This window comes from Ruegeria sp. AG7 (assembly GCF_056541545.1).
On the sequence record NZ_JBQFYP010000001.1, the window covers coordinates 117,995 to 139,197 of the forward strand.

Annotated in this window: 20 protein-coding genes; 18 read left to right on the forward strand and 2 right to left on the reverse strand. The window is 56.7% G+C overall.

What is annotated here, in order from left to right; translation table 11 throughout:
- Nucleotides 1–53: 53 nt before the first annotated feature.
- The gene (gene coxB / locus ACR0BF_RS00655; RefSeq protein WP_480473697.1) at nt 54–965 is read right to left on the reverse strand and encodes a cytochrome c oxidase subunit II; all 912 of its coding nucleotides are present in this window, start codon (nt 963–965) and stop codon (nt 54–56) included.
- Nucleotides 966–1,141: 176 nt separating this feature from the next.
- On the opposite strand from coxB, the gene tldD reads away from it, so the two are divergent.
- The 6 genes from tldD (at nt 1,142) to ACR0BF_RS00685 (ending at nt 8,832) form a co-directional block, all read left to right on the forward strand.
- Nucleotides 1,142–2,563, forward strand: a complete 1,422-nt coding sequence (gene tldD, locus ACR0BF_RS00660) for a metalloprotease TldD (RefSeq protein ID WP_480624064.1) — start codon at nt 1,142–1,144, stop codon at nt 2,561–2,563.
- 239 nt (nt 2,564–2,802) lie between these two features.
- Nucleotides 2,803–3,930, forward strand: a complete 1,128-nt coding sequence (gene dprA / locus ACR0BF_RS00665) for a DNA-processing protein DprA (RefSeq protein ID WP_480624065.1) — start codon at nt 2,803–2,805, stop codon at nt 3,928–3,930.
- Between the two features lie 180 nt (nt 3,931–4,110).
- On the forward strand, nt 4,111–6,738 hold the full coding sequence (topA, locus tag ACR0BF_RS00670; RefSeq protein ID WP_480624066.1) for a type I DNA topoisomerase: 2,628 nt from the start codon (nt 4,111–4,113) through the stop codon (nt 6,736–6,738).
- Between the two features lie 123 nt (nt 6,739–6,861).
- Complete coding sequence (locus ACR0BF_RS00675) at nt 6,862–7,389, forward strand: superoxide dismutase family protein (RefSeq protein WP_480554473.1); 528 nt, start codon at nt 6,862–6,864, stop codon at nt 7,387–7,389.
- Between the two features lie 112 nt (nt 7,390–7,501).
- Complete coding sequence (locus tag ACR0BF_RS00680; RefSeq protein WP_209505579.1) at nt 7,502–8,206, forward strand: CoA transferase subunit A; 705 nt, start codon at nt 7,502–7,504, stop codon at nt 8,204–8,206.
- Entirely contained in the window at nt 8,206–8,832 is a 627-nt protein-coding gene (locus ACR0BF_RS00685) for a 3-oxoacid CoA-transferase subunit B (protein ID WP_480473704.1), read from the forward strand. The genes ACR0BF_RS00680 and ACR0BF_RS00685 overlap by 1 nt, the downstream gene beginning before the upstream one ends.
- A 38-nt stretch (nt 8,833–8,870) precedes the next feature.
- Here the strand turns inward: ACR0BF_RS00685 and ACR0BF_RS00690 are convergent, their stop codons facing one another.
- A complete protein-coding gene (locus ACR0BF_RS00690) occupies nt 8,871–9,737 on the reverse strand; it encodes a lytic transglycosylase domain-containing protein (RefSeq protein ID WP_480518854.1) in 867 nt (288 codons plus the stop codon).
- A gap of 353 nt (nt 9,738–10,090) precedes the next feature.
- On the opposite strand from ACR0BF_RS00690, the gene ACR0BF_RS00695 reads away from it, so the two are divergent.
- The 12 genes from ACR0BF_RS00695 (at nt 10,091) to ACR0BF_RS00750 (ending at nt 21,157) form a co-directional block, all read left to right on the forward strand.
- Complete coding sequence (locus ACR0BF_RS00695; RefSeq protein WP_480624067.1) at nt 10,091–10,327, forward strand: Flp family type IVb pilin; 237 nt, start codon at nt 10,091–10,093, stop codon at nt 10,325–10,327.
- Nucleotides 10,328–10,628: 301 nt separating this feature from the next.
- Nucleotides 10,629–10,856, forward strand: a complete 228-nt coding sequence (locus ACR0BF_RS00700) for a hypothetical protein (RefSeq protein ID WP_480518852.1) — start codon at nt 10,629–10,631, stop codon at nt 10,854–10,856.
- A gap of 292 nt (nt 10,857–11,148) precedes the next feature.
- A complete protein-coding gene (gene cpaB, locus ACR0BF_RS00705; protein ID WP_480604990.1) occupies nt 11,149–12,027 on the forward strand; it encodes a Flp pilus assembly protein CpaB in 879 nt (292 codons plus the stop codon).
- Nucleotides 12,028–12,220: 193 nt separating this feature from the next.
- The gene (locus tag ACR0BF_RS00710; protein WP_480624068.1) at nt 12,221–13,594 is read left to right on the forward strand and encodes a type II and III secretion system protein family protein; all 1,374 of its coding nucleotides are present in this window, start codon (nt 12,221–12,223) and stop codon (nt 13,592–13,594) included.
- A 17-nt stretch (nt 13,595–13,611) separates the two neighbouring features.
- Nucleotides 13,612–14,235: an OmpA family protein gene (locus ACR0BF_RS00715; RefSeq protein ID WP_480554477.1), complete on the forward strand. Its 624-nt coding sequence runs from the start codon at nt 13,612–13,614 to the stop codon at nt 14,233–14,235.
- A 221-nt stretch (nt 14,236–14,456) separates the two neighbouring features.
- Nucleotides 14,457–15,692, forward strand: a complete 1,236-nt coding sequence (locus ACR0BF_RS00720; RefSeq protein WP_480473712.1) for a CpaE/TadZ family protein — start codon at nt 14,457–14,459, stop codon at nt 15,690–15,692.
- Between the two features lie 23 nt (nt 15,693–15,715).
- Entirely contained in the window at nt 15,716–17,161 is a 1,446-nt protein-coding gene (locus ACR0BF_RS00725; RefSeq protein ID WP_480473713.1) for a TadA family conjugal transfer-associated ATPase, read from the forward strand.
- Nucleotides 17,162–17,172: 11 nt separating this feature from the next.
- Nucleotides 17,173–18,141, forward strand: coding sequence for a type II secretion system F family protein (locus tag ACR0BF_RS00730; RefSeq protein ID WP_480518841.1), 969 nt, complete (start codon nt 17,173–17,175; stop codon nt 18,139–18,141).
- 10 nt (nt 18,142–18,151) lie between these two features.
- Nucleotides 18,152–19,132 carry a type II secretion system F family protein gene (locus ACR0BF_RS00735; protein ID WP_480604995.1) on the forward strand — a complete coding sequence of 327 codons (981 nt, stop codon included), beginning with the start codon at nt 18,152–18,154 and terminating at the stop codon, nt 19,130–19,132.
- Nucleotides 19,133–19,141: 9 nt separating this feature from the next.
- Nucleotides 19,142–19,726 carry a tetratricopeptide repeat protein gene (locus tag ACR0BF_RS00740; protein ID WP_480624069.1) on the forward strand — a complete coding sequence of 195 codons (585 nt, stop codon included), beginning with the start codon at nt 19,142–19,144 and terminating at the stop codon, nt 19,724–19,726.
- A gap of 30 nt (nt 19,727–19,756) precedes the next feature.
- Entirely contained in the window at nt 19,757–20,608 is an 852-nt protein-coding gene (locus ACR0BF_RS00745; protein ID WP_480624070.1) for a tetratricopeptide repeat protein, read from the forward strand.
- A gap of 3 nt (nt 20,609–20,611) precedes the next feature.
- Nucleotides 20,612–21,157 (forward strand): prepilin peptidase, encoded by a 546-nt coding sequence (locus ACR0BF_RS00750; protein ID WP_480624071.1) that lies wholly within the window; start codon nt 20,612–20,614, stop codon nt 21,155–21,157.
- Nucleotides 21,158–21,203: the final 46 nt, after the last annotated feature.

Below are 21,203 nucleotides of genomic sequence, written 5' to 3' on the forward strand. Positions count from 1 at the left end.
CCCGCGCAGTCTGAGTTTTGTGTCAGACGGGGTTCAACCCGCCCCTATCGCGCTCAGTTCGAGGCGACCTGATAGCTTTGCGGCAGGCCCGCGTATTCTTCGATCGCGCCCTGCAGCCATTCGTCATAGACTTCCTGGCTTACGACCTTGACGGTAATCGGCATATAGGCGTGGTCCTTGCCACACAGTTCCGAACACTGACCAAAATAGATGCCTTCCTTGTCGGCCTGAAACCACAGCTCGGCCAGACGTCCGGGCACACCGTCCTGCTTTACGCCAAAGGCCGGGATGGTCCACGAGTGGATCACGTCGGATGCAGTCACCTGCATCACGATGACCTTGCCGACCGGAACGACTACTGCGGTGTCCGTGGCCAGCAGCCATTCATCATCGCTGTAGCCTGCATCGATCAGCTTGGCGCGCATTGCGTCATCCAGAACAAACGGCGTTACATCCGCATCTGCGGGGCGTGCGCCCTCGTCCAGGGTCGCCGGATGGCCCAGCAGATAGCTGTCGAATGCGAAATCGTGATCAACATATTCGTAGGTCCAGTACCACTGGTTGCCGACGACTTTGATGGTGATGTCACCTTCCGGGATTTCCTGCTGTTTGAAAAGAACTGGCAACGAGAACGCGCCAATAAACACCAGAATCAAGATCGGACCCAGGGTCCAGGCGATTTCAACAGGGGTATAGTGCGAGAAACGTGCCGGGGTCGGATTTGCGCGCTGATTGTAGCGCACGATGCAATAGACCAGCAAAGCTGCAACCAGCAGACAGACCGCGGTGATGATCACAAGAATCATGCTGTCCAGCTTCTGGATTCCTGTGGCAAGGCTGGTGGCCGCGGGCTGAAAGCCCATGCCGCCGTCTACCGGCTTGCCAATAATCTCAAGCTCCTGAGCCATGGCGGGTAGGCTGGAGAGGGCTGTCATAAACCCTGAAAGCATCAAAGCATTCTTCATGTTCTGTCCTGATCGTTTGATCTTTGCGTCCCTGACGGAAAGGTGTGAATCGGTCGCACCTCTCCCGTTGTCTTTGGCCGCGTTAAAAACCATATTCCAGCGGGTAGATAAAGCAAAATGCTTGCGTCAAACAGACGCTATTTTTGATCTGGATCAAACCCGAAAGGTCGCTACCCATGCCTGAAGCCCCGTTTCGCCCCTTTGAGAGCGCCCTGCCGCAAGATGAAGCACTGGCCATATTGCGTTCGGCAACGGACGGGGCCGAGGATGGAGAGCTGTTTGTCGAGCGTCGGAAATCCGAATCTCTGGTGTTTGACGACGGGCGTCTTCGCACCGCGTCTTATGACGCATCCGAGGGGTTTGGTCTGCGCGCCGTTCAGGGCGAAGTGGCGGGGTACGCGCATTCGACTGATGTATCGATAGCCGCGCTGAAACGTGCTGCCGAGACCGCGCGACTGGCGGTTGGCGATGGAGGCGGAACGCTCGCCGAAGCCCCCCGGCCCACGAATACGCGCTTGTACACGGACGAAGACCCAATCGAATCTGCCGCCTTCCCGGTGAAAATCGAAACCCTGCGGGAGATTGACGCCTTTGCCCGCGACCTGGATCCGCGGGTGGTTCAGGTTAGCGCAATGATCGCAGCCGCCGTGCAGGAGGTGGAAATTCTGCGACCCGATGGTGTGATGGTGCGTGACGTGCGCCCCATGACGCGCGTGAATGTCTCGGTCATTGTTGAACAGGACGGGCGGCGCGAAAGCGGATCGGCCGGTGGCGGCGGGCGGGTTGGCCTAAGGGGGCTGATCGACCCGGCCGACTGGCAGGCCAAGGCGCGCGAAGCCCTGCGCATCGCGTTGGTCAATCTGGACGCGGTTCCCGCGCCGGCCGGCGTGATGGAGGTTGCACTTGGCCCCGGCTGGCCCGGTATTTTGCTGCACGAAGCCATCGGTCACGGGCTAGAGGGCGATTTCAACCGCAAGGGAAGCTCGGCCTTTGCCGGGCTGATGGGGCAACAGATTGCATCCAAGGGCGTGACCGTGGTGGATGACGGCACGATTGCCGACCGTCGCGGCTCGATCACTGTGGATGATGAGGGCACGCCCAGCTCACGCACCGTGCTGATCGAGGATGGCATCCTGACCGGCTATATGCAGGATCGACAAAACGCCCGGCTGATGGGCGTTGCGCCCACGGGCAACGGGCGGCGGCAAAGCTATGCGCACAAGCCAATGCCCCGCATGACAAATACGATCATGTTGGGAGGCGAAGCTGATCCGGCAGCATTGGTGGCAGATATTAAAGACGGCATCTGGGCGGTTGGATTCGGAGGCGGCCAGGTCGACATCACCAACGGCAAGTTCGTTTTCTCGTGTACCGAGGCGTATCGGGTCGAAAACGGCAAGATCGGAGCGCCTGTCAAAGGGGCCACGCTGATCGGCGACGGGCCTTCGGCGTTGAAACGTATCCGCGGCCTTGGCAATGATATGGCATTGGATCCGGGTATGGGCACCTGCGGCAAGGACGGTCAATGGGTGCCAGTGGGTGTGGGTCAACCGACAGTGCTGATGGACGGGCTGACTGTCGGCGGGTCGGCAGCCTGAGTCGGAAGAGAAGCGCAACGGCAGGCGCAGGGTTAACCATACGCCACTTTGATTCGACAGCTTTCCAACCGGCGCTATTAATTTGAGCGCCGGTTGGTAAGTTTTCTTTTATTTACTTTCAGACACTTAACCGGTGCATTCCCCGAGAAATACAGATAAATCGCTGCTAATTATCTGCGATTCAGAGGCTGTTAACCCCCTGTCCCGTAAACCAGTTCTGCAATCAGGCGGAGCAACGGATGACCGAAGAGCAGCTTTCTTCCAATCACCCCCCACTCCCACCCACCACGGAAGAGGAACGGTTTTCGTGGCTTCGCCTGTTGCGCTCGCGCAAGGTCGGCCCGGCGACGTTTCGTCGGCTGATGCGCGAACATGGCTCGGCGCAGAACGCGCTGGCCGCGCTGCCTGAAATGGCACGCGCCGCCGGAATAGAACGGTATGAAACCTGCCCCCCCGGCGTGATCGAGGCGGAACTCAGGGCCGCACAAGCCGCCAAAGCGCGGCTTTTGTGCCTTGGGTCCGCGGATTTCCCCGACGCATTGAACGACCTATCCGATGCCCCGCCTCTGCTTTGGGCCATCGGGGATGTGTCGCTGTTGCAGAAACCGGCGATTGCGATGGTGGGCGCGCGCAACTGTTCCTCGTTGGGCGCGCGGATGGCGCGTGGTCTGGCGCGCGCCTTGGGCGAAAAGGGACATGTGATTGTTTCGGGTCTGGCGCGCGGTATTGATACGGCGGCGCATATGGCGTCGCTGGACACCGGCACAGTTGCCGTCATGGCGGGTGGTGTTGATGTCATTTACCCGGCCGAGAACACGGAACTGGCGCATAATATTGCAACCAAGGGACTGCGGCTGTCGGAACAGCCGATGGGCGTGACACCTCAGGCCAGGCATTTTCCGCGCCGCAACCGTATCATCTCGGGCCTGGCCCAAGCTGTCGTGGTGGTTGAGGCAGCCGCCAAATCCGGCAGCCTGATCACGGCGCGTGACGCCCTGGATCAGGGGCGCGAGGTTCTGGCCGTGCCCGGCCACCCGTTCGACGCCCGCGCTGCCGGGTGCAACCTTTTGATTCGGGACGGTGCAACGCTGGTTCGGTCGGCGGACGACGTTGTCGAAGCCCTGCCACGGCACGGTGATCCGATCTTTGCCGAACCCGAGCTGCCACCTACCAAGCAGCCACGGTCTGCCGCACAGGATTTGCAGGCGCAAATCCTTGAGCGGCTGGGACCTTCCCCCATCGCCGAAGATCAGTTGCTGCGCGATATTGCGGCCTCGGCAGGGGATCTGGGGCCAGCGCTGGTCGACCTTGAACTGGACGGACGAATCCAGCGACAGCCGGGCGGGTTGTTGTCTCTGGCAGGCTGATTTGGATGGAAGGCAAGATTGCCCAGCCGAACGCTCTGCCTGCCAGCCAGCGCGGGTATCACGCTGAAATCACGTCGCTTTTCCGCCTGCCAAAGGAACGCATTGACAATCCCCGCTTGCCCCACACATTTTGCACCACCATAAAAGGCGCCACATTCGTCGAGCGAGGTTTCCCCTTAAATGCCCGTAGTTGTTGTAGAATCTCCGGCCAAAGCAAAAACAATCAATAAGTATCTCGGCCCTGACTACACCGTTCTGGCCTCTTACGGCCATGTGCGGGACCTGCCGCCAAAGGACGGATCGGTCGATCCGGACCATGGATTTTGCATGACATGGGAAGTGGGCAATGACAGCCGCAAACATGTAAAGGCCATCGCCGACGCGCTGAAAGAAGACAACGCGCTGATCCTCGCCACCGACCCTGATCGTGAGGGCGAGGCGATCAGTTGGCACTTGCAGGAAGCGCTGACCAAGCGCCGCTCGATCAAGAAAGATACACCGGTCAGCCGGGTGACCTTCAACGCCATCACCAAAGAGGCGGTGACCGAGGCGATGAAGAACCCGCGCGATGTCGATATGCCCCTGGTCGAAGCGTATCTGGCGCGCCGCGCCTTGGATTACCTTGTTGGCTTCAACCTGTCACCGGTTCTGTGGCGCAAACTGCCCGGTGCAAAATCCGCAGGTCGGGTGCAATCGGTCTGTCTGCGCCTGATCGTCGAGCGTGAGATGGAGATCGAAGCGTTCAAGCCGGTCGAGTACTGGTCGGTCCGGGCCCTGTTCGAGACACCGCGTGGTCAAAACTATGAGGCGCGGCTGGTCACGTTGGCGGGCAAGAAACTGGACAAGCACGATCTGACCAACGCAACACAGGCCGAACTGGCGGTTCAGGCCGTCACCAGCCGCGCGCTGCGTGTGACTTCGGTTGAAGCCAAGCCCGCCGCGCGCAATCCAAGCGCGCCGTTCATGACTTCGACCCTGCAACAGGAGGCCAGCCGCAAATTCGGCATGGGCGCGCGCCACGCGATGCAGGTGGCGCAGCGCCTCTATGAGGCCGGATACATTACCTATATGCGAACCGACGGGATCGACATGGCCCCCGAGGCCGTGACGGCAACGCGCGACACCATCGCGGATCGATACGGTGCAGAGTATGTGCCGGACAGCCCGCGTATGTACAAAAACAAGGCCAAAAACGCGCAGGAAGCACACGAGTGTATCCGCCCCACGGATATGACGCGTGATGCAAAGGCGCTGAAGGTCACGGATGAAGATCAGCGCAAGCTTTATGATCTGATCTGGAAACGGACGATTGCCTGCCAGATGGCAGCAGCACGGTTAGAGCGCACCACGGTCGAGATTGGCAGTGATGACGGTCAAGTCGGTCTGCGTGCCACCGGTCAGGTGGTATTGTTCGACGGATTCATGCGCGTCTATGAGGAAGGCCGCGATGATGTCGCCGATGATGACGAAAAACGCCTGCCGCAGATCATGCAGGGCGACCCCGCGCGCTTTTCCAAAACTACGTTGCGCGATCAGTTTGCCAAGGCCACCAGCGAGTCGGACAAAGCCGCAATCATGGCAGATAACGAAGCCGTTCTGGCGTTGCAGCATCACACGCAACCGCCGCCGCGCTATACCGAGGCCACTTTGGTCAAGCGGATGGAGGAGTTGGGGATCGGACGTCCGTCGACCTATGCCTCGATCGTGACCACGATTCAGGACCGCGAATATGTGCGCAAGGACAAGAACCGGCTGATCCCCGAGGAAAAGGGCCGGATCGTCACTATCTTTCTGCTGAATTTCTTCCGCCAGTATGTTGGCTACGAGTTCACCGCGAATCTGGAAGAGCAACTGGATGACGTCAGCGCCGGTGATCGTGACTACAAGGATCTGCTGGGCAAGTTCTGGCGCGATTTCTCGGCAGCGATTGGCGAAACATCCGAACTGCGCATCTCGGAAGTGCTGGACAAGCTGGACGAAGCATTGGCGCCACAGCTTTACCCCCCGCGTGAGGACGGGTCCGACCCGCGCATCTGCCCGAAATGCGGTTTGGGGCAATTGCACTTGAAAACCTCGCGCACTGGCGGGTTCGTGGGCTGCGGCAATTATCCGGAGTGCAACTATACACGGCCCATCGCCGGTGAAGGCGCGGAAGGCGACGAACAATTGCTGGGCGAAGACGCCGGGGATGAGATCTGGCTGAAATCCGGTCGCTTTGGGCCGTATGTCCAGCGAGGCGAACCCACGCCCGAGAACAAAAAGCCGCCGCGCTCCTCGCTTCCACGCGGCTGGAGCAAGGATGACATGGATCTGGACAAGGCGCTGACGCTTCTGTCCCTGCCCCGTCAGATCGGTGAACACCCCGAAGGCGGCATGATCACAGCGAACTTCGGGCGTTTTGGCCCCTATCTGATGCATCAGCTGGCCGATGAAGCCAAGCCGGTCTATGCCAATCTCAAAGACCCAAACGATGTGTTCGAAATCGGTATGAACCGCGCCGTTGAGCTTTTGGCCGAGAAACGGGCCAATCCCGGCGGACGCGGGCGCGCCGCGGCAAAAGCTTTGAAAGACCTGGGCGAGCATCCAGACGGCGGCGCGATGCAGGTTCTGGACGGACGGTACGGGCCATATGTAAAATGGGAAAAGGTCAACGCGACCATCCCGAAAGACATCAAGCCCGAAGAGCTGACGCAGGAAATGGCCATAGAACTGGTCAATGAGCGCGCATCCAAGAAAGGCACCAAAAAAAAGGCTGCACCCCAAAAGAAGGCAGCCGCGAAGAAGACAGCAAAGAAAGCGGCTGAATAATCCGGACGTTTGACCGGGACATGTCACAAAGCGCGCAGGCCGGTTTCTGAATAAAGGAACCGGCCTGCGTGTTTATGGACTGACGCGATACAGGATTGCGTTGATCAGTAAAGGAGTTGAGACATGTTCAGAACCGCCATTCTTGTTGCGGCGATAGGCGTTGCGGCTGCCACGCAGGGCCAGGCCGCGCATCACGTCAAATCTGCCACAGCCGAAATCATCAACGCGCAAGGCGACGTCATTGGTCAGGCGAAGGCGACGCAAGGGCCCAATGGTGTTCTGCTGCACGTACGCGTCACTGACCTGCCGCCGGGAAAACATGGGTTACACCTGCACAGCCATGGTGTCTGCGAGGCCGGTGAAGGGTTCAAGACGGCCCAAGGCCATGTTGGCAAAGTTGAAGGCGCACATGGGCTGCTGAACCCTGAGGGCCCCGAGCCCGGCGATCTGCCCAATCTATATGTGGGACAGGATGGTGTGGGCGAGATGGAGGCCTTTACAAACCTTGTTTCACTTGAGGGTGACGGGAGCGCATTGCTGGATGCGGACGGGTCAACTTTCATCATCCACGAAGCTGGCGACGATCACATTAGCCAACCCATTGGCGGTGCCGGGGGGCGCATCGCCTGCGGAATCCTGATCGCCGACTGACACTATTGTAAGCTGAACTACCGTAGAAATACCTGAACCTTCTGGTTTCATTGACTTCCCCATGACGTGGCGGCAAAACCTGCCCATCACCATGTCATTGGGGGAGTTTTCCATGAAGAAAGTCTATGCCAATGCCGCCGAGGCACTCGATGGGGTGCTGACGGATGGCATGCTGATTGCCGCGGGCGGGTTTGGCCTGTGCGGCATTCCCGAACTGTTGCTTGCTGCCATCAGGGATTCGGGCGTCAAAGACCTGAGCTTTGCGTCGAATAACGCCGGTGTGGACGATTTCGGCATCGGCATCCTGTTGCAGACCAAGCAGGTCAAAAAGATGATCAGCTCGTATGTGGGCGAAAACGCCGAATTCATGCGCCAGTATCTGAGCGGTGAGCTGGAACTGGAATTCAACCCGCAAGGAACACTGGCCGAACGGATGCGCGCCGGTGGGGCCGGTATTCCCGGTTTCTACACCAAGACGGGCGTCGGCACCGTGATTGCGGAAGGGAAAGAGCACAAGGATTTCAACGGCGAGACCTACATCCTTGAGGAAGGAATCTTCGCCGATCTGGCCATCGTCAAGGCCTGGAAAGCTGACGACACCGGCAATCTGGTGTTCCGCAAGACCGCCCGCAACTTTAATGTGCCCGCAGCCACCTGCGGCAAGATCTGCGTGGCCGAAGTGGAAGAGATTGTTCCGCGCGGCTCACTGGACCCGGACAAGATCCACCTGCCCGGCATCTATGTGCATCGCATCATTCAGGGCGATCATGAAAAGCGCATCGAACAGCGCACCACCCGCAAGAAGGAGGACGCATAATGCCCTGGGACCGCAATCAAATGGCCGCACGCGCGGCAGAGGAACTGGACGACGGCATGTATGTGAACCTCGGCATCGGTATTCCGACGCTGGTGGCGAACTATGTGGGCGACAAGGACATCACTCTGCAATCCGAAAACGGAATGCTGGGTATGGGTCCCTTCCCGTACGAGGGTGAAGAAGACCCGGACCTGATCAACGCGGGCAAACAGACAATCACCGAACTGTCCCGCACCGCCTATTTCGACAGCGCTACGTCCTTTGCGATGATCCGGGGCGGCAAGATCGCTGCTGCGATCCTGGGTGCCATGGAAGTGGATGAGAAAGGCGACCTGGCAAACTGGATGATTCCTGGCAAGCTGGTGAAAGGCATGGGCGGTGCCATGGATCTGGTTGCAGGCGTTGGGCGCGTGATCGTGGTTATGGACCACACCAACAAGCACGGTGAAAGCAAGGTCCTGAAGGAATGCACTCTGCCACTGACCGGCAAGGGCGTCGTGGATCGCATCATCACCAATCTTGGCGTTCTGGACGTGGTCGAGGGCGGATTGAGGATCGTTGAACTGGCAGAAGGTGTCAGTGAAGACGAAATGCGCGCTGCGACCGAAGCGACAATCGTCGGCTGAACAAAAGAAAAGGCCCGCCGGAACGAGGCGGGCCTTTTTCAGTTTGAGGTCTGGAACACGCACCCATCTGAAATCAGATCCGGCGGTGTCGCGCACAAAGCCCGCGCGATCTGGAAAGCGGCCAGAACCTTGGGCACATAGTCTCGGGTTTCGGCATAAGGCGGCACGCCGCTGTGTTTACGCACAGCCCCCTCACCAGCGTTGTAACCGGCCAGAACCAAGATCGGATCATTTCCGAACTCTTCCATCAGCCAGTTGAGGTACTTCACACCCCCGGCAATGTTCTGCGAGGGTTGCAGACTGTCCTTAACTCCAAAGCGGGCAGCTGTGGCGGGCATTAACTGCATAAGACCCTGTGCACCGGCCGAACTGACGGCATCCGCGCGACCGGCCGATTCAACCGAAATCACAGCCAGCACCAGAGCTGGCGACACATTGGTTCCCACGGTTGATCGCAAAATCTCGATCCCACGTTCTTTCGCTATGTCTTGCAGCGATTGCAGCCGGGGTGATCTAACATTCGTCGCCGCCAGCGCGTTTATTGCAGCATCAAGCCGCCCGGCCCCGCCTTCATCAATGTGCGGTGAAATGCGGTCCCAGAATGCCTTGTACGACCCTTTAGGGTCAGGCGCGGCACCGATTCCTGGCACTGTGGGCTGAACCACTTTGGTTCTTGCTATGATTTCTGGAACCACCAGCTCCACCCCTGTGCTGGGGGCTGAGGGCTTGGCCGCGTGTTCCTCGGGTGTGATCTGAATGGTCACGCGAGGACGCTCACCCGGCTTGGGCGCTTTGATCCGCTTGTAAACTCCGCGCGGCTCAACCTCGGTCGCATACCCCGGTGCGACACCAGATAGTAGAAACGCCAGTACACCGGCGCATTGAAGTGCGTTCCGGAGAGTCATGTGCCTGCCTCATGTATTCTTTTTACGCGATTTGAACCGCGAATCTTCGCCCAAAGCCAGAAAAACAAAGCGAATTGGGGCAATTTCGCCTCATTTGGCGTAAATTTGCACCGCTGTGGAGCTCTTGGCGCGGATCAAAGAATTTTTTTTTATTTTATTTACAATGATTTGCGCATTTAGTGACCAAAAAGTTAAGCCGCACGAAAAAAAATCTGTGTTTGGCCCAATTCCTGCCACGCACAACAGGCAAACATTAATCCATACCGAGACGGACATGAGCGGCCTGAGAGAGAAAGCTCTGAAGAACGCCGAGGTTTGTTAAACTCTTTTTGATCCTTTAGGAGGGACGTAACATGATCAAGTTCATCAAGAACTTCCGCAAAGACGAAGACGGCGCAGTAACAGTTGACTGGGTTGTTCTGACCGCAGCAGTCATCGGCCTGGCAGCCGTTGCATACCAGCAGATTTCGGCTGGCGCGACCGGCCTGGCAGGCGACGTGAACTCTGCGCTGAACGGCGCATCGCTGAGCACCGGCAGCAACACCGCAACCGGCGGTATCACAACTGCAGGCACCAACGGCGGCAGCTAAGCTTCTGCTTGAGCAAGATTTCGAGGCCGCGCCATTCAGGCGCGGCTTTTTTCGTTCAGAGGTCTTTCAATATCTCCAAGAATAGAGTTTGACAGTCCTACCCCGCGCGCCACGCCGCGAGCGTCACCGAATTGATCACGCCCAATTTGCAGGTCTTTGCGCACCAAAGAGCCCGTGAAAAAGTGCAGAATCTTAGATATTTCCACCAAAATCAACTTTTGGCCTGATTTCCGCCATCCGAACGAACCACTGTTGGGCGACGTTATGGGAAACACTGAATTGTCGTATTGGAGATAAGTAGATGCTAAAGTTCCTTACTCGCTTCAAATCGGACGAAGCAGGAGCGGTGACCGTTGACTGGGTGGTTTTGACCGCAGTGCTCATCGGTCTGTCAAGCGCGACCTACCTCGTCATCAGCTCAAGTGTTGATGGTATCGGCGGTAACATCAACCAAGCCATGAGTTCCTCTGTTGTCAGCACCGGCTCGAACACCGGGCCTGGCGGTCTCGTCACAGCGGGAACCAACTGAACCATAGCGAGTTTTCACATTCACGCGCCTTCCTGAGCTTGTTGGCGAACGTGTAGGGCAAATAAACGCGGCGACCTTTTGGGGCGCGGCGTTTGTTTCGCTGTTCTTCGTCTGGCCTGCCGGAAGGAAATGACAGCAGTCGTTTTGCGGAATTGTGCGAAAGCTGACGCAGAATCTAACAAGCAGACATTTTTGTCCCACATTTCGACACAATTTACATTTAACACTTGGGCTGTTTCAAAGTGGCCCTTTGGCCGCTTAGTATCCGGCTAAATAAGAAAGAGGTGCATGTATGCGAGCGGTATTCGGACTTGTCCTGATTGTCGGCGTTGCTCTGGCTGGGGGCGCCGTTTACATGGCGCGCAACTATATTGCGGCTTATCAAAGCGAATTGGCGCGGCAGAAACAAGCGGCAGAAGAAGCGCTGGCCAATGCCAAAGTCGATGTCATTCCAACGGTAACCGTTTACGTTTCAAATCGTGCGCTGAAATACGGTGAACGCCTGACGCAGGAGGACATTCGCGCCGTAGACTGGCCGGAAAACGCGATTCCCGCAGGTACATTCTCTGATCTCGCTGTGCTCTTTCCCGAAAGAGGCGCCAATGAGCGTTATGTTCTGAGGACCATGGAAAAGGATGAGGCGATCATGGAGGTCAAGATCACACAACCTGGCGAATCGGCCGGTTTGACCTCTCGTCTTGAAAGAGGTATGCGGGCCTTTGCGATTAGCGTTGACGTGGCCTCTGGTGTTTCAGGATTCCTGCGCCCCGGCGATAATGTCGACATCTACTGGACCGGATCGAGCGGAACGGTAGAAGGGAATTCTGGCGGCATCACCAAACTGATCGAAACCAACGTTCAGCTCATCGCCGTCGACCAGACCGCTGGTTCGGACGTCGCAAGTGCAACGATTGCACGCACAGTTACGGTCGCAGCCACACCGGAACAGGTTGCTGCGCTGGCGCAGGCGCAGAACACCGGTCGCCTGTCGCTGGCCCTTGTTGGGGTGCAGGATGACTCAGTTGCGTCGGCAATCGAGGTGGATCAGCGCAAACTGCTTGGAATTACGGCAGCCGCACCGGAACCCGAAAAAGAAGTTGAACAGGTTTGCACGACACGCATCAGACGCGGCGGCGAGATTGTCAACGTGCCTATCCCCTGTACAAACTGACGCCAATTCAGAGTGTTACAAGATTGGAGCCGCATCCCTGATGCGGCTCTTTTCTTATTGTTGTTGCCAATTCTCCACATAAGGAAAATTCCAGAAACCATTGATTATTGCAATAAATTCGGATTTCGCGCAGTCTCTTAGCACATAGGGCAAAAGACCCAAAAAATGAGGCGTGATCGGAGAGGCAGGTCACATGACAATACGTTCCTGGATCAGCGCAACCCTGCTGGGGTTGTCGCTTGTTATGGGCCCGGTCGGCGATGCCGCCTGGGCTGAAACCCTTCGCGTGGTAAAAAAGGGCACAGTGGAAACGCTGGACGTTCCGATGAACCGCGCGATTGTTGTGGAAAGCGAACAACCGTTTGCAGAGCTCAGCATTGCCAACGCAGGCATTGCGGATATCTCTTCGCTTTCGGATCGCACAATCTATGTTTTGGGTAAGGCCCCTGGCCTGACCACACTGACACTGTTCGATGGCGCCGGAAATCTGCTGGCCAACGTACGTGTCCGGGTCTCGCCCGATGTAACCGAATTTAAAGAGCGTCTGCGTCAGATCCTGCCAAGCGAGCAAATCGAAGTACGCACCGCCAATGACGGCATCGTACTGTCTGGCACGGTTTCAAGCGCGGCCAAACTGGCCCGCGCACTTGAATTGGCTGAACGGTACGCGCCGGAACGTGTTTCGAATCTGATGTCCGTGGGTGGCGTGCAGCAAGTTATGCTGAAAGTACGCTTCGCCGAGATGAATCGCTCAGTCGCAAAAGAGCTTTCTTCAACGCTTTCAATTGCGGGCACTGATTTTGTCGGTGGTTTCAACCCGCAGAACCTTGTTCCCCCTGTCACCGTGGAAAATGGTGTCTTGTTGTTTGGCTTCGGGGTCGGATCAGCTCAGGTCAACTTGCTGCTGCAAGCCCTCGAGTCGAAGGGCCTTGTACGCAACCTTGCTGAACCGAACCTTTCGGCTCTGTCCGGGCAGGAAGCAACGTTCCTGGCTGGTGGTGAGGTTCCGATTCCGGTGCCGCAAGACGACGGTGTCGTGGCAATCGAGTACAAACCCTTCGGTGTCAATATGAACTTCATTCCGCGGGTTGTTGACGGCGACCTGATCAATCTTGAAATGGGCACATCAGTTTCGAGCATCGACACCAGCACGAACTTCACAATTAATGGAGACACCGTTCCCAGCTTTATCGTGCGGCAAGCCAAGACCACAATAGAGTTGCGCGACGGGGAAAGCTTTGCCATCGCTGGACTGCTTCAGGACAACTTTGTGGATCAGGTCAACCAAGTGCCGTGGCTGGGAGATGTGCCGGTTCTGGGGGCCTTGTTCCGCAGCGCTGATTATCAGCGTGAACAAAGTGAACTTGTCATCATCATCACGGCGCATCTGGTGACGCCGACGCGTGGCGAGGCGCTAGCCCTTCCCACCGATCGTGTCAAACCGCCCAGCGAATTTGACCTGTTCGCGAATGGTCGGGTTGCTCGTACACAGCGTCCCGGAGCCGGCGGAGCATCCGAAGTTGCCAAACAGAATTTTGGCAGCTCGTACGGCTACGTCCTAGATTGATCAGGAGGATAGGACCAATGCAGAAGTGGATCATCACACTGGGTCTTACGGTCGCCGTTGCCGCATGTACGCGCGAGGTCGGATACGAGATCGATGCCGGAACCTTCGGAAACGCGACATTGAACAATATACAGGTTCAAAACGGCGAATTGACCTATGCTCAGATTCTCGGCCGCAGATTTGCCGCAGATGTACCCAGCCAAGTGAACTTTGCCTTCAACAGTTCGCAACTGGACGCATCAGCGCAAAGCATACTGTTGCAGCAGGCTGACTGGATCAAACAGTTCCCCGAAGCCAGATTCCGGGTTTACGGACATACAGATGCCGTAGGTTCAACGAGCTACAACAAAAGCCTTGGGCTACGCCGCGCACAGGCCGTCGTCGCGTTCCTTGAACGACAAGGCATCTCGCGTTCACGTCTTGAAGCCGTTGTATCCTTTGGAAAAACGCAACCGTTGATCGCTACACCGAATCGGGATCGCCGCAACCGTCGGACGGTAACGGAAGTTTCTGGCTTTGTTGACCGTCACCCGCAACTGCTCGACGGAAAATACGCGAACATCATCTATCGCGAATACGTTGAAAGTGCGACGTGGAAGAGCGTGATCGAGAACGTATCAACAACAGATACGGCCAACTAGTGCCGCAGGCATTGGTGGATAATACAAGCAGAATGGGCGACATCGTCGCCCATTTCCCTACAATTGGTTCTTTTGCGCCCAATTCTTGCCCAACTTCAAAGCAACATTGTGAAAAATAGGGTGACCTGCGGCCAAATTTGACCGTATTGGGGCGACAGCACATCAATCTGGCGGAATTCGTTCATATGACATGCTGAGCCCTCACGACGAGGATAGTGTTTATGACCAGCGCAACGCCGCAAGACGAAACTTCTGCAATCCTGGCCTGCACCATAAGCCGGGATGTCCAGAATTTTGATCTTCTGATTGAAGACATGGAAACCATTCTGGGCGAGCGCTGGGGCGACTTGGGTTTTGCCGAAGCGCTGGCCTTTTTCAGCCAGCCAGAAGCCGAAGCGCTTGAATTCGTTGCATTGGCAATCGACGGGGAAGATGAAGACAACCTGTCATTGATGGGTGAAATCATCACGCGGGCCAAGGAAAAGAAAATCAAGGTCGTCCTGATCGCCGAGGACGTCACACCTGCTTCGCTCCACCAACTGCTGCGCAAGGGCGCGGACGAGTTTGTCCCCTACCCGCTTCCGGAAGGTGAATTGCAGGAAGCGGTAGAACGCATGAAGCAGCCCGATCCGGTTGTCATGGCACAAGCCGCAGCTGTTCCATTGGCAAATGGCGAATCAAAGGAAGGCGCTTTGTTCGTCGTTCAGGGACTTGCCGGTGGCGTGGGCTCCACGACTTTGGCGGTAAACCTGGCCTGGGAGCTGGCCTGTGCATCGGACAAGGATGCCCCGTCCGTCTGTCTGATCGATCTGGATCTGCAATACGGCACGGTTTCAACCTATCTGGACCTGGCGCGTCGCGAGACGGTGTTTGAAATGCTGTCCGACACGGATTCGATGGACAGTGAGGTTTTCTCGCAAGCCCTTCAAACATATGAAGAAAAACTGCAAGTTCTGACCGCGCCATCCGACATGGTGCCATTGGACCTGATTACGCCCGAAGACATCCAGCGCGTGATTGACATGGCCCGCACGCATTTCGACTATGTGGTTGTGGATATGCCCAAGACGCTGGTCTTGTGGTCGGAAACGATCTTGCAGGCGGCACATGTGTATTTTGCAATGATCGAACTCGACATGCGGTCCGCTCAGAATGCCCTGCGCCTCAAGCGCGCGTTGCAGGCCGAAGAACTGCCCTTCAACAAGCTGCGCTTTGCGCTGAACCGGGCCCCAAAATTCACCGACCTGAATGGAAAAAGCCGCGTGAAACGCATGGGGGAAAGCCTTGGCATCTCAATTGACCTGCTGCTGCCTGATGGGGGCAAGCCTGTCATGCAAAGTGGCGACCATGGTTTGCCGCTGGCCAATTCAGCCGCCAAGAACCCGCTTCGCCGGGAAATCGCGAAGCTGGCGAAATCACTTCACAGCCTTGGCAGCAACAGCGCTGAAGCTGCGTAACATCATCCCAAGGGGGGATCGCCGTGTTCTCAAGATATAAAAAACAGCCAGCAGCGCAGCCCGTTAAAGCGGCAGCGCAGCCGGTCGAAACGGCGGCACCCGCCGCACAAGCTGCCCCCAGCCCCGCAGCAACGGCCGTCGTACGTAAACCTCAGAAAAAAACAGCCGAGGTTGCCGGGGCCGATCGTGATCGAAAACGCAAGGAACGGTTGAGTGAGATCAAGATCGAACTGCATCGCGAGTTGCTGGAGAACCTGAACCTGGCGGCTCTGGAGACCGCAGCCGAAGCGGAGCTACGAGCCGAAATCAGCGCAATCGCCAGCGAAGTTCTGGAAACCAGGAACATCGTTCTGAATCGCGATGACCGATCGCAGTTGAACAAAGAACTGTACGACGAAGTAACGGGTCTTGGTCCGCTTGAGACGCTGCTGCAGGACGATACGGTCAACGATATTCTGGTCAACGGACCGCATCAGATATTCGTGGAACGTGCTGGTAAGCTGGAAATCAGCGACATCACGTTCAAGGATGAAAAGCACCTGATGCGGATCATCGACAAGATCGTGTCTGCGGTGGGCCGTCGTGTTGATGAATCCAACCCCTATGTTGACGCCCGACTGGCCGATGGATCGCGATTCAACGCCATGGTGCCCCCTATCGCGGTAGATGGGTCTCTGGTTTCGATTCGTAAGTTTAAAAAAGACAAGCTGGGTATTGATGATCTGGTCAGTTTCGGTGCGTTCACCGAGGAAATGGCTGCCTATTTGCAGGCTGCCGTATCAACCCGTCTTAATATCATCGTGTCGGGCGGTACCGGTTCCGGTAAAACGACCACACTCAACGCTCTGTCCAGCTTTATCGACGATGCCGAACGCATCCTGACCATCGAGGATACGGCGGAACTTCAGCTGCAACAAACCCATGTGGGCCGGATGGAAAGCCGACCGCCTAACGTGGAAGGCAAAGGTGAGGTCAGCCCGCGCGACTGTCTGAAAAACGCCCTGCGTATGCGACCTGACCGCATCATCGTCGGCGAGACACGCGGCGCCGAGGTGATCGACATGTTGCAGGCCATGAACACTGGCCACGACGGTTCGATGACCACGATCCACGCGAACTCGGCCCGTGACGGGATTTCACGTTTGGAGAACATGATCGCGATGGCTGGCATCGAAATGCCCATTAAGGCCGTCCGCAGCCAGATCGCAAGCGCTGTGAACCTAATCGTTCAGGCCAGCCGATTGCAGGATGGCTCGCGCCGGATGACCTCGATCACCGAGATTACCGGTATGGAAGGTGACGTGATTTCGATGCAGGAAATCTTTCGTTTTCAACGTGTTGGCCTGACACCTGACAACAAGATCATCGGTCACTTTACGGCAACTGGGGTGCGCAGCCACTATTCGGAACGCTTCCGTCTGTGGGGTTTTGATCTGCCCGCATCCATCTACGACCCAACCACAATGTAGGAGAACCGGGTATGCAATTGCCTATGGAGGCGATCATCTATGTCGCCATCTTTGTGGGGGTTCTTGCCCTGGTCGAGGGCATCTATCTGGTTGCGTTCGGCAAATCCATCAGTCTGAACAGCCGGGTCAACCGGCGTCTGGACATGCTGGAAAAGGGTGCCGGGCGCGAACAGGTCCTGGAGCAGCTGCGCAAGGAAATGCAGCAGCACATGAAATCACAGAGCATCCCTCTGTATTCGCTGCTTGCTGACAAGGCTCAAAAAGCCGCCATTGCGTTTTCTCCCCGTCAACTGATCATGATCATGGCGCTGGTCTCGGCCATGGCGTTTGTGGGTCTGAGCATCGGTACCGCGACAGACACAGCGCTGCGCGCCGCGATTTCAATCGCCATCGGTATTGGCGGCGTTTACGCGTGGGTGAACCACAAGGCCAAGAAACGTATGGGAATGATCGAAGAGCAGCTGCCTGACGCGGTTGAGCTGATGGTGCGTTCGCTGCGTGTGGGTAATCCTTTCGTTTCGACAATTCAGGTTGTTTCAAACGAAGTTCAGGATCCGCTGGGAACCGAGTTTGGTGTTATCGCGGATGAATGCGCCTATGGTCGCGATGTGGGCGAGGCGCTGAAGGATATGGCTGAACGTCTGGATATGCAGGATTTGCGGTTCCTCGCGGTTGCTGTGGGTATTCAGCAGCAGTCCGGTGGTAACCTGGCCGAAATTCTGGCTGGATTGGCACAGGTGATCCGTGCGCGGTTCCGCCTGTTCCGGCGTGTCAAGGCAATCACGGCCGAAGCACAATGGTCAGGCAAGTTCCTGTCTGGCTTCCCAATTGCGTGTCTGATTTTCATCCTGGTCAAGGACCCAGGGTATTATGACGAAGTGTTGGACCACCCCTGGTTCATCCCTGCGTGTTTCGTTGTCGGCATTTTGCTGACACTGAACCTGATCGTCATGAAGATCATCACCAACATCAAGGTCTGAGGGCAGCACAATGGAATTTCTGACCAACATCAATGATCTGCTGACTCAACACCTGGGTGAGTTCGGCCCCCTTATCGTGGTGGGTGTACTTGGCCTGATCATGGTTCTTGTCGCTGTCTCACTGATCATGAGCCAGCCGGAAGATCCTCTGAAAAAACTTCAGCGGTCGAATGCGGCCCCGCGGGCAACAAAAAAAAGCAAGAAAGAGCAACTGCGAAACTCCAGTCGAAATGAGCAGCTTGAGAAATTCGCGACTTTTCTGGAGCCGAAAAACGAAGAAGAGTATTCGGCGGTTGAGCTGAAGCTGCGTCAGGCGGGATATCGGTCAAAAGATGCGGTCCGGTTCTTTCACTTTGCGCAGTTTTCGCTAGGTATCATTGGTATCGTTGTCGGTGTTCTGCTGATTACGGTCCTTTCAAACGGTCAGGAATTCACCGGTCAGCAAATGATGATCCGGGTGTTCGTGCCAGCCGCAATTGGTTATTTCGCCCCGAAATACTGGATCACACGCCGGGTCGAAGCACGCAAAGAGGCAATTACAGCAGGCTTTCCCGATACGCTTGACCTGATGCTGGTCTGCGTTGAGGCCGGACAGTCACTGGACCAGGCCATCGTTCGTGTGTCCGGTGAAATGAAATCCTCCTACCCCGATATCGCTCAGGAATTCGAAACCGTCGCACACGAGATGAAAGCCGGTAAGGACAAAGACACTGTATTGCGCGACTTCGGAGTGCGCTGCGGCGTACAGGACGTAAACTCATTCGTCACCGTGATGATCCAGTCGGCAACTTTCGGTACATCCATTGCCGAAGCATTGCGGGTTTACGCCTCTGAGATGCGTGACAAACGCGTGATGCGCGCCGAGGAGGCTGCGAACAAGTTGCCTACGAAGATGACTCTTGTCACAATGATGCTGACAGTTCCGCCACTGCTGATCATTCTGGTCGGCCCGTCGGCGAATGTCATTTCAACTTTCGGGCGCGCAGGATGATAAAACCCTATGAAAGCTGAATTCTGGTGCTTCCCGTCCGGGTTTCGCCGAATACTTAAGGCCACCGTGGTTTGCACCATGGTGGCTTCTTGCACAGAAGGCCTGTCGCCGAACGGCCTGGATGCGCCGGGAGTTGATCCCAGGGGACAAGCAGAAGACAATATCGAGGTCGGAAACCGGCTGATGACTGCCGGTGAATACGAACTGGCGCTTGATACTTTTACCCGCGCCGCGCTGGACCAGGGTATGACGACACAGGTCTTGACCTCTCTGGGTACGGCCAATCTTGGGTTGCGGCGTTTAGGGCAGGCCGAGAAATTGCTGCGCCGTGCTGTGGAAGGCGATCCGGATTGGCCTGTTGCATGGAATAATCTGGGCGTTCTGCTGATGGAGAAACAGGAGTACCCCGAAGCGGCGCAGGTCTTTCAACGGGCTTACGCGCTGGACAATGGCGAAAGTGACGCAATCCGCGACAATCTGCGCTTAGCACTCGCAAAAATGGAAAATCCTGTTAATAATATCCCGCAAGAACAACAAGAATATACACTGGAGCAGCTTGGCGACGGGCAATTCGCGCTACGCAAAATCCAGTAATCGAGGCAAGAGCAGTAAAGGACGCAAAAAATGCGCCAGCAATTCTTGATTCCGGCTGTTGTTTTCAGCGGTCTGATCCTTTCGGCCTGTGCAAAGGAATCCGAAGAGGAAAAAGTGGAACGGACGTTTCAGGAAGTGAACGTTATTGACGAAACCAACCTGAACGATGTGTTGTTGAGTGCCGCCGACCCGAATGAGGCAGTGACCTATTTTCACGGTGCCACACTCAAGAACCCTGATCGCATCGATCTTCAGCGCGGGTTGGCAATATCCCTGGGACGCGCAAAACGCACCACCGAAGCGGCAGCAGCGTGGAAGCGCGTGACGACAATGAAGGGTACGAACGCCGCAGACAAGGTCGAGTACGCCGATGCGCTGGTGCGAAATGGCGACTGGTCTCAGGCCAAAACCGTTCTGGATACGGTTCCCCCAACGTTCGAAACCTTTAAACGCTATCGCCTTGAGGCGGTGGTCGCGGATTCCCGGAAAGAGTGGAAGCGGGCTGATCATTTCTATGAAACGGCCGTTGGGCTGACCACCCGCCCGGGCAGCGTAATGAACAATTGGGGGTATTCGAAACTGACCCGTGGCCAGTATGCCGAGGCCGAACGCCTGTTCACCGACGCAGTCCGCCAAGACAGCTCTTTGTTCACTGCCAAGAATAATCTGGTGCTGGCCCGGTCAGCGCAGGGCAACTATAGCCTTCCAGTGGTGCCGATGACCCAGGTTGAACGGGCGCTACTGCTGAATACGATGGGTATTTCCGCGGTCAAGCAGGGCGATGTAGAAACCGCGAAAAACCTGTTCCGCGAGGCCATTGCCACCCATCCGCAGCATTTCGATGAAGCGGTCCGCTCGCTTCGTGCGCTTGAAGAGGCCTGACACATGCAAATCCCCGCTGCGGCGGCGGCATGGTTCCTGCCCTTCGTGCTGCCGATCTGCTTTTACGTGGCCTTCACGGATATGCGTGAGATGCGGATCAAAAACCATGCAGTTGTTGCGCTGGCGTTGATTTTTGTCGTGGTCGGGCTGGTTGCCATCCCGCCCTGGTCCACCGGCGCGGTCAGCGGTCATCTGTTGCTGATCAATATGTCGATGCCGATCTATTTCTGGCACCTTCTGCATATCCCCGTGGTGTTGATTTTCGGCATTCTTCTGAACGCGTCAGGGGCAATGGGCGCGGGCGACGCTAAGTTTCTTGCCGCGTCCGCGCCATTTGTCTGGCTTGGCGATCTAAAGCTGGTGCTGCTTATTCTGACCGCCTGTATTCTGGCCGCCGTGGTCACGCATCGTTTGGCGAAAATCACAAGGTTGCGCACCATTGCGCCACATTGGGAAAGCTGGGATCGGGGCAAACAGTTCCCCATGGGGTTCGCACTGGGTGGCTCGCTGGCCATGTATCTGATTCTGGGTACTGTTCTCGGTTCGTAAACTATCATCAGCGCGCCTTGCCGCTGCCTTTGTCCCGCCACAAAGC